12 protein-coding genes are annotated in these 16,473 nt (G+C 65.2%); 9 read left to right on the top strand and 3 right to left on the bottom strand.

Annotation, left to right across the window (positions count from 1 at the left end):
* Positions 1 to 577: 577 nt before the first annotated feature.
* Together KRX55_RS03150 and pelF are read left to right on the top strand one after the other, a co-directional pair.
* Positions 578 to 2,080: a hypothetical protein gene (locus tag KRX55_RS03150; RefSeq protein ID WP_218406378.1), complete on the top strand. Its 1,503-nt coding sequence runs from the start codon at positions 578 to 580 to the stop codon at positions 2,078 to 2,080.
* Positions 2,077 to 3,939 carry a GT4 family glycosyltransferase PelF gene (gene pelF, locus KRX55_RS03145; RefSeq protein WP_218406377.1) on the top strand — a complete coding sequence of 621 codons (1,863 nt, stop codon included), beginning with the start codon at positions 2,077 to 2,079 and terminating at the stop codon, positions 3,937 to 3,939. Before KRX55_RS03150 ends, pelF begins: the two co-directional genes overlap by 4 nt.
* A 149-nt stretch (positions 3,940 to 4,088) precedes the next feature.
* On the opposite strand, the gene KRX55_RS03140 is transcribed toward pelF, so the two are convergent.
* From KRX55_RS03140 to KRX55_RS03130, 3 genes are all read right to left on the bottom strand, one after another.
* Positions 4,089 to 4,766 (bottom strand): methionine ABC transporter permease, encoded by a 678-nt coding sequence (locus KRX55_RS03140; protein WP_218406501.1) that lies wholly within the window; start codon positions 4,764 to 4,766, stop codon positions 4,089 to 4,091.
* Positions 4,767 to 4,768: 2 nt separating this feature from the next.
* Positions 4,769 to 5,812, bottom strand: coding sequence for a methionine ABC transporter ATP-binding protein (locus KRX55_RS03135; protein WP_218406376.1), 1,044 nt, complete (start codon positions 5,810 to 5,812; stop codon positions 4,769 to 4,771).
* Between the two features lie 150 nt (positions 5,813 to 5,962).
* Positions 5,963 to 6,856 carry a MetQ/NlpA family ABC transporter substrate-binding protein gene (locus tag KRX55_RS03130; RefSeq protein WP_218406375.1) on the bottom strand — a complete coding sequence of 298 codons (894 nt, stop codon included), beginning with the start codon at positions 6,854 to 6,856 and terminating at the stop codon, positions 5,963 to 5,965.
* Positions 6,857 to 7,111: 255 nt separating this feature from the next.
* Between KRX55_RS03130 and KRX55_RS03125 the strand changes: the two genes are divergently transcribed.
* The 7 genes from KRX55_RS03125 to KRX55_RS03095 all read left to right on the top strand — a co-directional run bounded on the left by KRX55_RS03125 (position 7,112) and on the right by KRX55_RS03095 (position 16,460).
* Positions 7,112 to 10,291, top strand: a complete 3,180-nt coding sequence (locus KRX55_RS03125) for an error-prone DNA polymerase (RefSeq protein WP_218406374.1) — start codon at positions 7,112 to 7,114, stop codon at positions 10,289 to 10,291.
* Between the two features lie 39 nt (positions 10,292 to 10,330).
* On the top strand, positions 10,331 to 10,807 hold the full coding sequence (locus tag KRX55_RS03120) for a PH domain-containing protein (protein ID WP_218406373.1): 477 nt from the start codon (positions 10,331 to 10,333) through the stop codon (positions 10,805 to 10,807).
* Positions 10,804 to 12,273, top strand: a complete 1,470-nt coding sequence (locus tag KRX55_RS03115) for a PH domain-containing protein (protein WP_218406372.1) — start codon at positions 10,804 to 10,806, stop codon at positions 12,271 to 12,273. Before KRX55_RS03120 ends, KRX55_RS03115 begins: the two co-directional genes overlap by 4 nt.
* Positions 12,274 to 12,508: 235 nt before the next feature.
* The gene (locus tag KRX55_RS03110) at positions 12,509 to 13,711 is read left to right on the top strand and encodes a metal ABC transporter substrate-binding protein (protein ID WP_200260210.1); all 1,203 of its coding nucleotides are present in this window, start codon (positions 12,509 to 12,511) and stop codon (positions 13,709 to 13,711) included.
* Between the two features lie 142 nt (positions 13,712 to 13,853).
* On the top strand, positions 13,854 to 14,630 hold the full coding sequence (locus KRX55_RS03105; RefSeq protein ID WP_218406371.1) for a metal ABC transporter ATP-binding protein: 777 nt from the start codon (positions 13,854 to 13,856) through the stop codon (positions 14,628 to 14,630).
* Positions 14,631 to 14,679: 49 nt separating this feature from the next.
* Positions 14,680 to 15,588 (top strand): metal ABC transporter permease, encoded by a 909-nt coding sequence (locus KRX55_RS03100; RefSeq protein ID WP_218406500.1) that lies wholly within the window; start codon positions 14,680 to 14,682, stop codon positions 15,586 to 15,588.
* Positions 15,585 to 16,460, top strand: a complete 876-nt coding sequence (locus tag KRX55_RS03095; protein ID WP_234034723.1) for a metal ABC transporter permease — start codon at positions 15,585 to 15,587, stop codon at positions 16,458 to 16,460. Before KRX55_RS03100 ends, KRX55_RS03095 begins: the two co-directional genes overlap by 4 nt.
* Positions 16,461 to 16,473: the final 13 nt, after the last annotated feature.

Below are 16,473 nucleotides of genomic sequence, written 5' to 3'. Positions count from 1 at the left end.
GTGCATTGGTAACTCATTTGAGGGGTGATTTCGGCGTTTTCATCAGTTGGGGAGCCGGGAATGCGCAATCGTGACCTTTTTGATATCTTACACGTAATATAATACCCCTACGGCTAATTGCGTTAGCCGTAGGGGGGTGGCTTCCCCGTGGCCGGAGGGCGGCCAATTCCGACATGTTCGTTTCTAAGAGCTAACCGCAGGTCGCAAGCTTTAGGCGTATGAGTATTGACCACAAACGTTCATGGGCAATACGAGAATTCGGTTTATGTGCCGCGGGGGTGCTGCCCATGGGCCGGACATTGCGTGACCGGAATCTATCGGCATAGATGGTGGAACAGGGCAGCGTTTCCGATCACCCGGCGGACGACGCTCTGCTGTCGGAGACGGCGAACGGTGTGTGCGTCCGCTGTTGCCGACATCGGCCCCCATCCATCTCCAACGACCAGCCACAGTCCCGGTGCCGTACGGTGCCCGATCTGCCGGTATCCCTGACGTCTCAGTGATGCTCCCCAGGGCGCGTCTTCTGAGGTCCCACCCGACGCCCCGTCCGACACGATTGCCCGAGGAGCGGCCAGCTATGCACAGAACCATCCCAGATATTCACATCACCAGTAGGCCCGAAGCCTCCGCGCCATCGGATGGCCCGGAGGACTCCGCATCCCGCAACGGGTTTTTCACGACCTGGGGCAGGTGGTTCGTGCTCGCCGGACTGGCCGTCCTCACGGTCGGTGCATGGTTCCTGCTCGCCGGACAGCACATCCCGTCCGCCATGTCCGCCGTCCTCGCTGTGGGCATCCTCGTCGCTGCGGGTGTCGGTGCCGTCTGGATCACCGGACGTGGAGGGGGGAGCCGGACGAGTCTGGTCCAGCTGGCCTCGGTGCTCTCCCCGACCATCCTGCTCATGACGGTCTTTCCCACGATCACCGACACTCTTCTCCGGACATCCATCGGGCAGACGACGACGATGACCGTGGTACTTGCGGTCTCGGTCACCGTTCCGTGGCTCTCCGGAGGTGTCTGCATGCCCGTCTACGAGCCGCTCTCCGGTGTAGACCGCGGACCGGAGGGGGTCCGCTCCGAGGAACGGGCCCGGTTCTACGGTGAATTCTGTTCGGTGTGGCCGAGCCTCGTGGCGTGGATCCTGCCGCCACTCGCGGCCGCGACCCTCGTGATCAACCTGTTCTTCGGGTGGGGGGCTCCGGAAACCGCGTTCTACGCACTCGGCGTCTTCACCAACATGCTGTTCGCACAGTCCCTCATCCCGCTGCAGGAGACCCGCCGATTCCGGACGATGATCGCTGCCTGGAGCTGCTACGCGGGTTTTCTGTTCATCGCCCCGGGGTTGTGGTGGCTCGCTCCGGTCGTCGGGATCATTCCCACGACCCTCGTCCTCGGGCGTGGGCTGTTCCGGTTGCTCAACCCCACCGTGCTACCCGCCGGGACCGCCGGAAAGGCACTGGTTCTCGGTCTGCTCTACGCCTGTGTCCTGTGGTCCGACAAGTTCCTGATCGTCGGGCATCTCTATCCCGGGGGCGTCAACATCTACGTCGTCTACGTCGCACTCGTACCGATGGTGGTCGCCACCGGTGTCTACTTCGCCGGTCAGTACGAGGTACTCCGCAGGGCCCTGGACGACATGCAGAACCTGGTTGACGTTGTTCCCGCCCGTCACCTGCAGGAGAGCCTGCGGCAGGTCGCCCGCCGCGTCGAGAACACGGTCATCGTCACCGTGGGGGTGGCGGCAGCGGTCGGCCTCGGCATGATGTTCGCCTTCCGTTGGTTCGGTTTCGTGTACTCGCCCGAACTGCTCGCCCTGACCGTCAGCCCCCTGGCGATGCTGACACTCATGCTGGTCACATTCCAGATGGCCCAGTTGCAGAGTCGCTGGTCCGCCGCAGGGCTCTGTGCGGTGCATCTCGTCGCCGCGGTCCTCCTCATCAGTCTCGCTCCGCTGGCGCCGGCGCTGCTCATCCTGGCCGTCGTCGATGTCGCCGCGGCGATGTGGGGGACCCGGGAGTGCCGGAGAGTCGTCTCCGACGCCTCATTCGAACTGTTCTGGAAGCAGGCGGTGGAGTGGTGAATTCGAACCCGAAGATCCGTTTCCCGGGAGACGACAGAGAACTCGAAGCGGTCGATGTCGCCATAGTCATGGAATCGACCTACCCCTTCCTCAGGGGCGGGGTTTCCGCCGTGGTCCACGACATCATCACCCACAACCCGGAATTCACGTACGGGATCATCCACATCGCCTGGGACTCTCAGCGCCCCAGTGAAGATCTCTACGGAGTGCCGGACAACGTGGCGTGGATTGACGTCGTGTATCTCTCCCTCGAGGAGAACCACGACGGTTTCAGGGCCGCGGTCCACGACCGTACCGGGTGGGGGAAGCGATCCGATGAGGAGGTGACCCAGCGTTTCGTGTCCGCCCTCAAGGCGGGGATCGAGGGGGACCCCGACAGCTTGTGGCGGTTGTGGGAGGAATCCGTCAACCCCGTCACCCGGACCTGGCGGCTCTGGCCGGTGATCCGTACCCGGGCGATGATGGAGGCCGCGATAGGAGCGATGCCGAACCACGATGACACCACTGTGGGTGATCTGTTCTGGACGGTCCGGGACTTCTTCTCACTCGCCTACGCCCTCATCGACCGCGTCCACCCGCCCGCCAAGGTCTATCACGCCCATACGACGGGTTACGCGAGCCTCGTCGCGGCCGTGGCGGCCCGGCAACATGACGGGGCCTTCCTGCTCACGGAGCACAACCTGTACGTCCGTGACACGGTGAACACCCTTCTCGGCCGCACGATGAGTCTTCCGGTCACCAGGGAAAGTCACCTGGAGCTGCCCACGAACACCCCGGATTACCTGTGGACCCGGTGGTGGATCGAGATGGGCGCGATTCTGTATCCGTCGGCCGACCACATCACCTATCTGTACCCCACCGCCATCGATGAAGCTGCGGCTCTCGGCGGCGATCCCGCCAAGTCAGAGGTCCTGCCCAACGGAATGCGCTGGGAGGACTTCGCCGAGGGGCGCGCCATCCGCGAAGAGGCGCTGGCCGAGATCGCCGCAGGGGTAAAGAAACAATGGCGTTTCGCCTGCATCGCGCGGGTCGTCCCCATCAAGGGCATCCACGAGTTGTTGGGCTCCATCTCGACGCTCGTGCGGGGAGGCCACGAGGACATCATCATCGATGTCCTGGGACCGACGAACCATCTACCCGAGTACTACGAGGAGTGCCTCGACTACGCCCGCGAACTGGGCATCGAGGACTACGTCAACTTCGAGGGGACGGTCAACATCCGGGAACGTCTGCACACCTACGACGGTCTTGTCCTCGCGAGCTTCAACGAGGGGCAGCCGATCGTCGTCCTCGAGTCCATGGCCTGTGGTCTCCCGATCGTGGGCACCAATGTGGGTGGCATGGATGAGCTCGTGTGTCTGCCGCTCCCGGGGCCGGACGGTGAGGTGGTCGGTCCCTGTGGTGTCCTGGTGAGTCCCGGGGACACCGAGGCGCTGGCCCGTGGTATCGCATCGGTCGTCGAGTCCGGTGAGCTGTACAAGACCTGGCACCTCAATGCGCTGGCCAGGCTCCGGGGAACATTCCTCATGCCGACCGTGATGGCCCGCTACAACGCGATCTACCGCCGCCTCGGGGCCGGTAGCCCCGAGGTCGTCCGAAACCGGACGGCCGACCTCGGGCGTGGTTCGGAGGACATCGTCAGTGCCACGAGCGTCGCCGAACTGAGGCGCGACTACCCGAAACGCCGCTGGCTGCGGCGCCGGAAACAGGACCGGGGCAGGAGACGGATACAGGCCGGTGCCCAGCGCTCCGCCGCGATACGTAACTGCATGGAGAAGATGACGGGAGGAGTCCGGGATGCCGGTGGAGCGACCGCCCGCGCCGCGGGAAGGGCCGTACTCCGCGTACTTGGACGCTGACTGACGGAGTTCTCTCCCGCGGGCACCGTCCCGGGACAGCCGGTGAACCCCGGTGCCGGACCCGATATCGGGCCCGGCACCGGGGTTCACCGGTTCGTGGGTTCCCTGCCACCGGGATCGACCGTGGCGAACGGCACCGGGGAGAAGAACTAGCGGCGCATGACCTTCCTGGACAGCCAGTTCCCCAGGAGCTGGGCAATCTGCACGATCACGATGATCGCCAGGGTGGCGACCAGGGTGACCGACCAGTTGAAGGACTGGTAGCCGTAGGTGATGGCGAAGTCACCGAGACCGCCGCCGCCGATGATTCCGGCCATCGCGGACATGTCGACCACGGCGATGAACAGGAAGGTGTAGCCGAGGATCAGTGGTCCGAGTGCCTCGGGGATGATCACCGAGGTGATGATCTTCAGGGGGGAGGCCCCCATCGCGCGGGCGGCCTCGACGACACCGGGATCGATGGACACCAGGTTCTGCTCCACGATCCGGGCCACACCGAATGTCGCGGCTATCGACATGACGAACATGACCGCGTTCGTACCGACGGTCGTGCCGATGACCTTCAGGGTCAGCGGACCGATCGCGGCGATGAGGATGATGAAGGGGATCGGGCGGATGAAGTTCACCAGCAGGTTGAGCACGGTGTAGACGAACTTGTTCCGCAGCACCCCCTGGGAGCGGGTGCTGTAGAGAAGGACGCCGATGATCAGTCCGAGGAATCCACCGACGATCATGGTCACGATGACCATGAGCAGCGTGTCGCCGATCGCGTCGATGAATGTTCCGCCGAAACGGTTCCAGTCGAAGTCCAGTGCTTGGGTGGTGATGGTCATCTGAGGATCTCCTCGATGTCGGTGGTGCGGTCCAGGGCGTCACGGAACGTCTCGATGGGGGCGTCATCGCCGGTGAGTCTGACGGTGACCTTGCCGAAGGAGTGGTGCTCCAGAGTGGTGATACCGCCGTGGACGATGTTGATGCTCACCCCGGCCGAGCGTGCGTGGGCGGCAGCGGTGAAGAAACCCGAGTTCTCGGTGAGGTTGATGGTGAACAGTCTCCCCTCGCCGGCGAGGAGATCGTCGGCCTCGACCTGGTCCGGGGTGTTGCGCAGGGTCGTGGCGACGAACTTCCTGGCGACCTCGGTCTGCGGATCGGAGAACACCTCGTACACGCTGCCCCATTCGACGACGCGGCCGTTCTCCATCACGGCCACCTTGTTGGCGATCTTGCGCACCACGTCCATCTCGTGCGTGATCACGACGATCGTGATACCCAGTTCCCGGTTGACCTTCCGGAGCAGGTCCAGCACATCGTGGGTGGTCTCGGGATCGAGGGCGCTGGTCGCCTCGTCGGCGAGCAGGAGTGACGGGTTCGTCGCCAGCGCGCGGGCGATGCCGACACGCTGCTTCTGCCCACCGGACAGCTGCTCGGGGTAGCTGTCACCCTTGTCACCCAGGCCGACGAACTCCAGGAGCTCCTGCACCCGGCGTTTACGCTCCGAGGCGCCGACCCCCGCGAGCTTCAGCGGGTAGGCGATGTTGCCCGCCGCCGTGCGGGAGCTGAACAGGTTGAACTGCTGGAAGATCATGCCGATCCGGCGTCGCAGCTGACGCAGCTTCTTCTCCGACATGCCGACGACATTGACGCCGTCGAGGAGCAGTTCCCCGGAGGTGGGGGTGTCCAGGCCGTTGATCATCCGGACCAGTGTCGATTTACCGGCACCGGAGTATCCGATGATTCCGATGATCTCGCCCGGTTCGACGGTCAGGGAGACGTCATCGAGAGCGGTGGTCGAGGTTCTCTTGTTGGTGAACACCTTGCTGATGTTCCGGAACTCGACCCTGGTTCCCGGCTGTGAGGTGTCGGTGTCTGCCACGGTGTTTGCTCGATTCTGTGGGGAGGAGCAGGTGTCTGCTGGATGGATACCGTCGTCACGGCGTGCCACCGGCCCCGACGGTACTCCGCCGGGGCCGGTGGCCGGTGATCCGCGTCAGTGACGGGGATCACCCGCGGAAGAGGATTCCGCCTACTGGTTCTTGAGCTTGTCCTCGAGGCGATCCAGGATTTCCTTCAGATCGGCGGCGGAGCGCTTGACGGGGACGGAGGTGCCCTTGGACTCCTCGGCGACGGCCTCGGTGACGGCGTCACTCTGCCAGATCTCGACGAGCTCCTGGATACCCTCGTTGTCGACGTCCTCGGAGCGGACGACGAAGGCGTTGATGTAGGGCTCGGCCTCCTCGGAGGTCGGGTCATCCTGGAACACCGAGGACTTCGGGTCGATGTTCGCCCGGTCCAGGAAGGTGTTGTTGATGATCGCGGGCTTGCCCTCGTGGTAGACGGTGGTGGTCTGCGGGGCGGCGACCGGGGTCACGGAGACCTTGGACTTGTCCGCGTCGATGTCCGCGGGGGTCGGCGTGATGAGGCCCGATTCCTTGAGGGTGACCAGACCGGCCTGGACCAGCACGTTGATGGCGCGGCCCTGGTTGGAGGAGTCATTCGGGATGGCGACGGATTCGCCCTCGATCCCGTCGAGGGAATCGTGGCCCTTCCAGAACAGCGCCAGCGGGACGATCTCGGTGGAGCCGATGGGGGTGAGGTCGTCGCCGGTGCCGACGTTGTACTCGGAGAGGAACTTCAGGTGCTGGAAGAGGTTGACGTCGAGCTGTCCCTCGGACAGTGCCTTGTTCGGGGTGTTGTAGTCCGAGTAGTTGACGATGTCCAGGTCGATGCCGGCCTTGTCGGCCTCTTCCTCGAAGACCTCCCATGCCTTGCCGCCGGCGTCTGTGGTGCCGATGGTGATCTTCGTGCTCTCTTCACCGGAGGCGCCGGTGGAGTCTGCGGAGTCGTCACCGCATGCGACGAGGGAACCCGCGGCGAAGATGCCGGCGGCGGCGATGGTGGTGAAACGGCGGAGGTTCATGGGTTCAAGCTTTCTGTCGGGGTCTGACTGTTGTCTATCTGTTCCACCCGGCTGACGCGGTGGAGGGGTAAGCGGGTGTCCCGGTGGGGGCTAGACAGAGCATTCTGCCATTCCGCTCGTATTACCGTAGCAGTGTGTCCTGTTCGTGTACAGCTCGGTCTAGTGTCGGGGTATGGGGAGCAGAGTCGTGACCGGCCGGGCGGGTAAGGGCGTCGCATGTGGGCGGGGTGTCGCGACGACGGTCAAATCGCTAATATGTTCTATATGGAATGGGGTGGTGGTCTCGGATTCAATGGTCGTCCGATGGACTGGAGAATGCTGGAGAGGATTCTCTCCGGAGGGGTGAAAGGGCGGATTTTTCCGGCTTCTACCCTTCCTGAACTGGGATCAGTTCCCGAAACCCCCATTGCTCCGGGAGGTGGGTTCCCCTTCGCGGAACTGCGCGCCCGGAGCTCCTACAGTTTTCTCTCCGGTGCCTCGGACCCCGACAGTCTCGTCGAACGGGCTGTCGAGATCGGGCTCACCGCGCTCGGGATCACGGATCGCGACGGCTTCTACTCGGCGGTCCGCTTCGCCGAGGCCGCCGCGGGCACCGGGCTCGCCACCGTCTTCGGCGCGGAGCTCACCCTCGGCGAAGATGCGATCCTCTGTGTGCTCTGCCGCGGTGCGAACGGCTACCGGCGACTCAGCCACGCCGTGACCGACGCGCACATGGCTGCCGGCGCCAAGGGCGCACCCGTGTATCCACCGCTCCCGGTCCTCGGTGAGCGGGCGTCCGGTACCTGGCAGATTCTCGCCGACTCCACCTGGACGGAACGTCTGCCCGAACTGATCGACGCATTCGGTGCCGGATGCGTCGCGGTCCAGCTCTCCTGGACGATGTGTCCCGGTGACGTGGACGGAAACGAACACCTGCTCGCAGAAGCCGAACGGCTCGGGCTGCGGGCCGTGGTCAGCTCGATTCCCCGGGCGGCCACCCGTCACGATGCCCGTGTCGCGGGAGCGAAGCATGCTCTCCGCCTCCGGTCCGGGCTGGAGCAGGCGGAACCTCGCCTTCATCCGATGGGCGGCACCTGGCTCCGGAGTGGTGGAGACATCGCCCGGGCTCTTCCCGGCAGCGACCGGCTACGCAGGACCACAATCGAGATCGCCGCCGAATGCGCCTTCACCCTCGACCTGATCGCCCCGGAGCTTCCCCGCTTCGACACCCCCGACGGATACACCGAGATGAGCTGGCTCCGGGAGCTCACGGAGCGGCGTGCACGGAAGAGGTACGCCCGCAGGGGGGCAGACCTCAGATCCCTCGTCCACGCACAACTGGAACATGAGCTGGACATCATCGAACAGTTGGACTTCCCCGGCTACTTCCTCATCGTCTGTGATCTGGTCGACTTCTGCCGGGAACGCGACATCCTCTGCCAGGGGCGTGGCTCGGCGGCGAACTCCGCGGTCTGTTTCGCGCTCGGCATCACCAATGTCGAACCCGTCGGAGCGGGCCTGCTCTTCGAACGCTTCCTCTCCCCGGAGAGGGACGGCCCGCCGGACATCGACATCGACATCGAGTCCACCCGTCGCGAGGAGGTCATCCAGTACGCCTACTCCCGCTACGGCAGGGGCAACGCCGCCCAGGTCGCGAACGTCATCACCTACCGTCGCCGCGGGGCCGTCCGTGACGCGGGTAGGGCGCTCGGACACCCGCAGGGTGCCTGCGACGCGTGGTCGAAGGGAACGGCCGAGCCGCCCGCGGAGGTCGTCGCACTCGCGGAACGGTTCATCGGACAACCCCGGCACCTGGGCATCCACTCCGGGGGCATGGTCATCTGTGACCGCCCCATCGCCGATGTCGTGCCCGTGGAGTGGGCCCGCAAGGCCGGACGCAGCATCGTGCAGTGGGACAAGGATGACTGCGCCGTGGCCGGGCTGGTCAAGTTCGATCTCCTCGGCCTCGGCATGCTGGAGGCGCTGCACCACATGATCGATCTCGTCGCTGAACACCGTGGCAGGACGGTGAACCTCTGGGAGCTGGATCTCGCGGAACCGGAGGTGTACGCCATGCTCGCGCGCGCCGACGCCGTCGGCGTGTTCCAGGTCGAGTCCCGGGCCCAGATGTCCACCCTGCCGCGGCTGAAGCCCCGGGAGTTCTTCGACCTTGTCGTCGAGGTCGCGCTGATCCGTCCTGGCCCCATCCAGGGCGGTAGTGTGCACCCCTACATCCGGCGGCGCAACGGCGAGGAGCCGGTCACCTACGACCACCCCTGCCTGGAACCCGCCTTGGCCAAGACCCTCGGGGTGCCCCTGTTCCAGGAACAGCTCATGCAGATGGCCCGTGACGCCGCGGGCTTCACCGGTGCCGAGGCTGATGCACTGAGGCGGGCCATGGGGTCCAAACGCTCCCCGGAACGCATGGCTCGCATCCGCGACCGGTTCTTCACCGGACTCGAGGAGAACAACGGCATCACCGGCGATGTCGCCGAGAACCTGTGGAACAAAATGGTCGCCTTCGCCGCCTACGGGTTCCCCGAATCCCACTCCCAGTCCTTCGCGTCGCTGGTCTACTTCTCCGCGTGGTTCAAGTACCACTACCCGGCGGAGTTCTGCACCGGTCTCCTGCGGGCGCAACCGATGGGCTTCTACTCGCCGCAGTCCCTCATCGCCGATGCGCGACGCCACGGAGTACCGGTGGACCCGGTCTCCGTCAACGACTCGGCCGCCGTCGCGGACTGCCCTGACGGCCGCATCCGGCTCGGGCTGGATCTCGTCCGGGGAGTGGGGGAGAAGGCGGTGCAACGGATCATCGGGGCGAGGACCACCGGTGGTCCGTTCACCGGGATCGCGGACCTCGCCCGGCGGGCGGGCCTGAGTGTCGCGCAGACGGAGGCGCTGGCCGGGGCCGGGGCGACGGACTGCCTCGGGGTGGGTCGTCGTCGGGCCCGGTGGGAGGCAGGTGTCGCCGCGACGGAGAAGGAAGGGATGCTGCCCGGGGTTTCCGGGATCGAGGCCCCAGCACTCCCCGGGATGACATCCTTCGAACTGCTGGCGGCCGACATCGCCGCGACCGGAGTCACCCACGACCGGCAGCCGGTCGCGCTCCTGCGCGCCGCGCTCGATGCCCGGGGGATCGTGTCGGCCGACCGTCTGCTCAGCCAACGCGACGGTGCCCGGATCAGGGTCGCGGGCATCATCACCCACCGGCAACGGCCCCGGACCGCCAGCGGCGTGACCTTCCTCGGGATGGAGGATGAGACGGGACTGATGAACATCATCGTCCCCCCGGGTCTCTGGGCCAGGCAGCGACTGCTCGCCAGGACCGCCCACGCCCTGGTCATCCGGGGCATCGTCCAGAACGCGTCAGGCTCCGCGGCGATCCTGGCGGACCTGTTGGAACCCTTCCCCGCGGCGGAGCTGCTCTCCACCGGTTCCCGGGACTTCCGGTGACCGTGTACGGTCACCGCGAGGTTCGGCACAATGGATCCCATGGCAGCCCCCGTTGATTCGATTCCGCTCAATCCTGTGTCCCCTGCGCTCGCGAAGGCCCGGCTGATCACCGTGCTCCCGGTACCGGTACTCCTCGCGCTGGGATGCGCGGCGGCGGTCTGGTGGTGGACCCCCTGGTTCTGGATCGGTCTCGTGCTCATGCTCCTCACCACCGTGTATCTCGCATGGCTGATCCCCGCGCAGGTCCGGCTGCTGGGATGGGCCGAGACCACGGATGAGCTGCTCATCACCAAGGGGCGGGTCTGGTACACGTTCACCGTCGTTCCCTACGGCCGGGTGCAGTTCGTCGACCTCACCTCGGGGCCCGTCCAGCGCCGCTTCGGGCTCAGGACCCTCACCCTGCACACCGCATCCTCGACCTCCGACAGTGAGATCCCGGGGCTGGACACGGCCACCGCCGAAGCTCTGAGGGACCGCCTGGCGGTCAAGGCCCGGGAGAGGATGAGCGGGCTGTGAGCACTTCCCCGGAAGCTGATGCCCGTGACTCCGGGACCGATGGATACCGACGTGTGCACCGGATCAGTCCACTGCTGAGGTTCTGGACGGTTCTGCTCGCCCTCGTCGCCGTCGTGGTGGGAAACACGGTGGAGTCGGTGTTCGAGGCCCTGCGGGGCCTGGTCTCCGGGAAGATCCACGTGGACGTCCGCCCGCTGCTGATCGGGATCGGTGGGTTCGCCGCGGTGTGCGCACTGGTCTGGCTGGTTTCCGGCATCTGGTGGCGGGCCGCCGGATACCGGCTCACCGGGGAAGAGGTCGTACACCGGCAGGGGGTGGTGGGGGTCCGGGTCCGGACCGCCCGCTATGACCGCATCCAGGCGGTCGACCTCGTGGAATCGGTCATCGCCCGGATCTTCGGACTCGCGGCGGTCCGTATCGAGACCGCAGGTGGGGACGACTCCGTCATCGAGATCTCCTATCTGAACAGGAGGACGGCCGAGCGGCTCCGCATGGAGATCCTCGAGCTCCTGGGGAAGGGGGGCACCGGAACCCGAGTGCGGGATATCCCGTCCGCTGGGGACCCGGATACGGAACCGGATCCGGGGGCGGATGCCGGAGAGCTCATCGTGGCCCCGATCCCCGTGGTCAGGTCTCTCGTTGCGACATTTCTCTCCGGGTGGTTCCTGCTCGCCGCACCGGCCTTCATCATCGTCATCATCCAACCGGGATTTCTGGGGATGCTGTGGCCGTTGTTCATCGGTGCGATCCCCGCCATGTGGAATCTCATCGACAACTCCTGGCGGTTCACTGTCCGGCAAGAAGGCGGTGAGGATCTGGACATCGCCTACGGACTCGCCGATCGCCGCAGGCAGACGCTGAAGATGTCCCGGGTGCACTCCGTGGAGATCCGTCAGCAGGCCTTGTGGAGGCTCGCCGGGTGGTGGTCGGTACAAGTCTGTGTGGCTGGCTACGGGATGTCCGAGGGAGGGGGGACGACGAAGATTCTCCCGGTGGGGACCCGCGAGGAGGCGATCCGGGTTGCGGCACTGCTCAGCCCGCTGACGGCTCCGGAGGTCGAGGAATCAGCGCAACCGGAGGGGTGGACCCGTCCGGACCTGCGGAGCCCGCGCCGGGCCCGATGGGTGTCGCCGATCTGCTGGGGTCGCCGGGCGGTCACGTTTGCAGGTGGGGTGGGGGCAGATGACCGGGATCTTCCGGATGCCGTGATTCTTCACGGAGGTCGCTTCTCCCGTCGGGTGTCGATGGTTGCACTACCGCACATCCAGGAGATCACCCTGGAAACGGGACCGATCGGGCGCTTGCTGGACCTCGCCTCCGTGCAGCTGCACCTGGTGGAGGGGCCGGTGCAGATGGTGGCGGCTGATCTCCGGAACACCGATGCCCAGTGGCTGCTCGAGCTGCTGCGACGCCGTCGGCTGCCCGATCCACCGTCGGTGGGGAAAGGGGTGAACACCCCTGAATGAGGGGGAGTGGCAGAGCTGCCGCGAGGGGGTCCGTGTGCGTGTGCTGGGAGAATAATGGGATTCATGTGCAATTAAAGTTCGTTCGACACAATGAAGTTCAATGCGTTGAAGATTCAGGTTTGTGGCGCCGCTGTTTCTGGGTATGGTTACCATGTACTTACTGGTGGGTGGCCCCCGGATTCTCCTCGATCCGGTGGAGGGCGACCCGGAAACTGCTGAAAAGAGACTGCGAACCATGAAGCTCGGAAAAGTTGCGGCTCTCGCCGCCTGCACCGCTGCCTCGCTCGTCATGACCGCGTGCGGATCCGATTCCGGATCCGGCGACGCCGGAACCGGAGAAGTCGAGAAGGTCTCCGGTGAATCCGTGAAGGTGGTGGCCACCACCACCCAGATCTGCGACTATGTCACCCAGATCGCCACCGACAAGTCGGCTGATGCGGAGCTGTCCTTCAACAAGACCGGATCAGACGGGAACACCACCCATTTCGGTGCCGATCCCGGTGCCGCCGAGTCGGAACTGGACCTCACCTGCATCCTGGCACCCAACGCCTCCGCCCATGACCACGAGATGACGCCTCAGCAGATGGCGGCGATGACCGATGCGGACCTGTTCATGGTCAACGGCGTGGATCTCGAACACTTCCTGGACAACGCCGTCGAGTCCTCCGGATTCCACGGCACCATGGTGGTGACCAGCGGCGTCCTGACCTCGGACGAGAAGTCGGACAAGGAGAAGGTCCTCGCCGCCGAGAAGGATCTGCCGTACAAGATCTACCGTGGTGTGGAACAGGTCGACATCAGCGAGTGGCCGTTCGCCACCGCCGCAGGTGAGGAACCCGAGTTCATCTTCGACCCGCACGTGTGGACCTCGCCCCACAATGCGATGGTCCAGGTGCAGAACATCGGAGCCGCGCTCGAGGAGGCGTCCCCCGAGAACGCCGACCTGTTCAAGGAGCATGTCAGCCGCTTCGAGAAGGAGCTTGAGGCCCTTGATGAGTGGGCCGCCGAGTCCTTCGCCTCCGTCCCGGACCAGAACCGGGTTCTGTTCACGTCGCATGACGCCTTCGGTTACCTCTCCAATGAGTTCAACATCGACTTCATCGGTACGGCGCTGACCGACTTCAACGACCAGGCCGACGCCACCGCGGACCACATCGCCTCCGAGGCCGACAAGGTCCGTGAGTCCGGCGCGAAGGCCCTGTTCGCGGAGAACTCCAACAACTCCAAGTCGATCGAGGCGATCGCGAGTGCCGCCGGAGTGAAAGCCGTCATCGGTGACGACGCACTCTACGGAGATTCGCTCGGACCGGTCGGCACCGACGGGGAGACCTACATCGGATCCATCATGCACAACGTCACCAACCTCGTCCGTGCATGGGGCGGCACCGTGGCTCCCGTTCCGGAGATCCTCGAACCCTACACCCCGAAAGATCTGTGAGACAGGGCTTTTTCCCCTCGACCTCACGTTGAAGCGAGTTCGCCGCGTCCCGTCCGCCGGGATGCGGCTCTCGTGCGTTAGGGACCTTAACCGCATTCACTTTCACCAATAACAGATACCGGTTCCATCAAGGGAGAAATCAATGGCCACATCACAGTCTGTCCCGGCGCTGCGCTACGTTGACGCGAGCTTCAGTTACGGCGGCTCCCCGACGCTGACCGGGGTCACCGGTGAAGTCCAGCCGGGAAAGGCCCTCGCACTCATCGGCCCCAACGGGGCCGGGAAAACCACACTGCTCCGCGGCATCCTCGGTACGGTCCGGGTCTCCGGCACGATGGAGATCCTCGGGCGTGGCGATGGAAAGGTCCCCAAAGGGGCCATCGGCTACGTACCCCAGGTCGCGGATCTCGATGCCACGTTCCCGGTCACCGTGCGGCAGGTCGTGATGATGGGGCTCTACGCGGAGCTCGGCTGGCTCCGGCGCCCCGGGGCGTCACACCGTGGACGTGTCGACGCCGTACTCGACCGGGTCGGACTGACCGATCGCGCCAACCTCCGTTTCGGTGAACTCTCCGGTGGACAGCGCCAGCGGGTCCTCCTCGCCCGTTCCATCGTCGCGTCACCCAGGATGATCCTCCTCGACGAACCGTTCAATGGACTCGACGAGCCCAACCGGGAGGCCCTGCTGGAGATCATCCACTCCGTCAAACAGGAGGGGGTGGCGGTGGTCGTGTCCACACACGACCTCAAACTCGCCTACGAATGCTGCGAGGATGTCGCCCTCCTGGCAGGGCAGCAGATCGCGTTCGGGCCCATCGACAGCGTCCTCACACCGGACAACCTCCAGAAGGCCTACGGCAGTCGCAGCACGGACGAATTCGTCGGATCAGGACTCGAGGAGGCACTTCATGTGGGATAGCCTCATCGCCGGTGTCACCGACGCCGTCGAGTCGCTCAGACTCGTCGTCATGGATGTCCCTGGTCTGCAGACGATCGCCGCAGCCCCCTACCTCTTCCGTCCCTTCCTCATGCTGATGTTCCTCGGTGTCGTCGCCGGACTCGTCGGGGTCATCATCAACCTCCGGTGCCTGGAGTTCAACGCCGAGGCCATGGTGCACTCCGTGTTCCCCGGGATCGTCGCGGGCGCCGTCTACGGCGGACTCGACATGATCATCCCCGGTGCCGCCATCTGCGCCGTGTTCATCGTCATCGCACTCACCGCCGTCGGAAGGCGCACCACGAAGGTCTCCGAGTCCGGTACCGCCGTCGTGCTCACCTCGTTCTTCTCCGCCGGTATCGTGCTGTCCCTCTACAAGGGTGACCGCTCCGGTCAGCTCGAGGCCCTGATGTTCGGACGTCTGCTGGAGGTCACCCCGGACAGGTTCGTCGAATCGGTCCTCGTCTGTCTGGTCGCTCTCACCATCATCACGGTGTCCTGGAAGGAACAGATATTCACCGCGTTCGACCGGGATGGCGCCCGTGCCGCCGGGATCTCCGGGTTCGCTGTGGACCTCATGGTCAACGGCGCCATCGCCGCCGTCGTCGTGTCCTCGGCTTCCGCCGTCGGTGTCCTCCTGGTCATCGGTTATCTCGTCGTTCCCGGTGCCACCGCGCGGTTGCTGGTGGAACGCGTGTCACTCATGATCCCGGTGGCCATCGCGGTCGGCGTCATCGGCGGATACGCGGGCATGATCATCATGACTCTGGACACCCCGCACCCCGTCTCCCCCCAGGCGTCGGTCGCACTGTCCGTCATAGCCCTGTTCTTCCTGGCCCTGCCTGTCCGGTGGCTGCGGACGAAGTTCTCCGGGGTCGGAGTCGTCGACCCTGAAGGCTCCACGGCATACGGCAACGTACCCACCGGAGGTGTGGCATGAGTTTCTTCGACTCCACCCTGTGGACAATTCTCCAGCTACCCATCCTGGAGATCATCATCGTCGGCGTCCTCGCCGGACTCGTCGGCGTTCTCGCGGTCCTCCATCAGCGCGTCTTCTTCGTCGAGTCCGTCTCCCACGGCACATTCCCCGGGGCCATCCTGGGCGTCGTGCTCGGAAAAGGGCTTGCTGAAGGCTGGAATCTCGACAATGACACACAACACGCGGTGCTCTCACTCTTCCTCTTCGCGGGGGCTCTTCTGGCGTGCGTACCCCTGTCCTGGCTGATGCACCGGCTCACCCGGATCGCCGGGCAGTCGTCCCAGGCCTCGGCGGGCATCGTGCTCACCCTCGGGTTCGCACTGGGCTACTTCCTCAGCAAATGGTTCCAGCCCCTGCCGCTGAAGATCGAGTCGTTCCTCACCGGTTCCGTGCTGAGCGTCAACCGGACCGACATCCTCGCGGCAGCCGTGGTCCTCGTGATCACCCTGGTCGTACTCGTCACCTTCGGACGGCAGCTGATCTTCTACGCCTTCGACGGGGGTGGGTACCGCGCCGCGGGACACAGTGCAACCATCGCCGAGGGCATCATCCTCGGCCTGATCTGCGCCGCCATCGTCGTGATCATTCCCGCGGTCGGTACGATTCTCTCCATCGCGCTCGTGGCCGCGCCCGCCGCAGGACTGCAGCCCCTGATGAAATCAACCAGGGGTCTATTCATCGCGGCACCTCTGGCAGGTGTGGCCATCGGAGCGGTCGGACTCGCCTTCGCGGTGAAGGCGGATCTCTCCGCGGGCGGCATGATCGCGCTGACGGCCGGTGTCTTCTACGTGGGATGCCTCGCGGCCGGACGTCTGATCGCAAGCCGGAGATAGAAGGAACACGGGG

The sequence above is a fragment of the Corynebacterium sp. TAE3-ERU16 genome (genome assembly GCF_019209935.1).
Taxonomy (GTDB): domain Bacteria; phylum Actinomycetota; class Actinomycetes; order Mycobacteriales; family Mycobacteriaceae; genus Corynebacterium; species Corynebacterium antarcticum.
The sequence above is the reverse complement of the archived record's forward strand: the minus strand, read 5'-3'. Positions and strand labels throughout refer to the sequence as shown.

Coding starts and splice junctions, on each gene's coding strand:
- KRX55_RS03100 (WP_218406500.1), top strand. CDS start 14,680: ATGGATGTCCCTGGTCTGCAGACGATCGCCGCAGCCCCCTACCTCTTC.
- KRX55_RS03105 (WP_218406371.1), top strand. CDS start 13,854: ATGGCCACATCACAGTCTGTCCCGGCGCTGCGCTACGTTGACGCGAGC.
- KRX55_RS03125 (WP_218406374.1), top strand. CDS start 7,112: ATGTTCTATATGGAATGGGGTGGTGGTCTCGGATTCAATGGTCGTCCG.
- KRX55_RS03110 (WP_200260210.1), top strand. CDS start 12,509: ATGAAGCTCGGAAAAGTTGCGGCTCTCGCCGCCTGCACCGCTGCCTCG.
- KRX55_RS03150 (WP_218406378.1), top strand. CDS start 578: ATGCACAGAACCATCCCAGATATTCACATCACCAGTAGGCCCGAAGCC.
- KRX55_RS03130 (WP_218406375.1), bottom strand. CDS start 6,856: ATGAACCTCCGCCGTTTCACCACCATCGCCGCCGCCGGCATCTTCGCC.
- KRX55_RS03120 (WP_218406373.1), top strand. CDS start 10,331: ATGGCAGCCCCCGTTGATTCGATTCCGCTCAATCCTGTGTCCCCTGCG.
- KRX55_RS03095 (WP_234034723.1), top strand. CDS start 15,585: ATGAGTTTCTTCGACTCCACCCTGTGGACAATTCTCCAGCTACCCATC.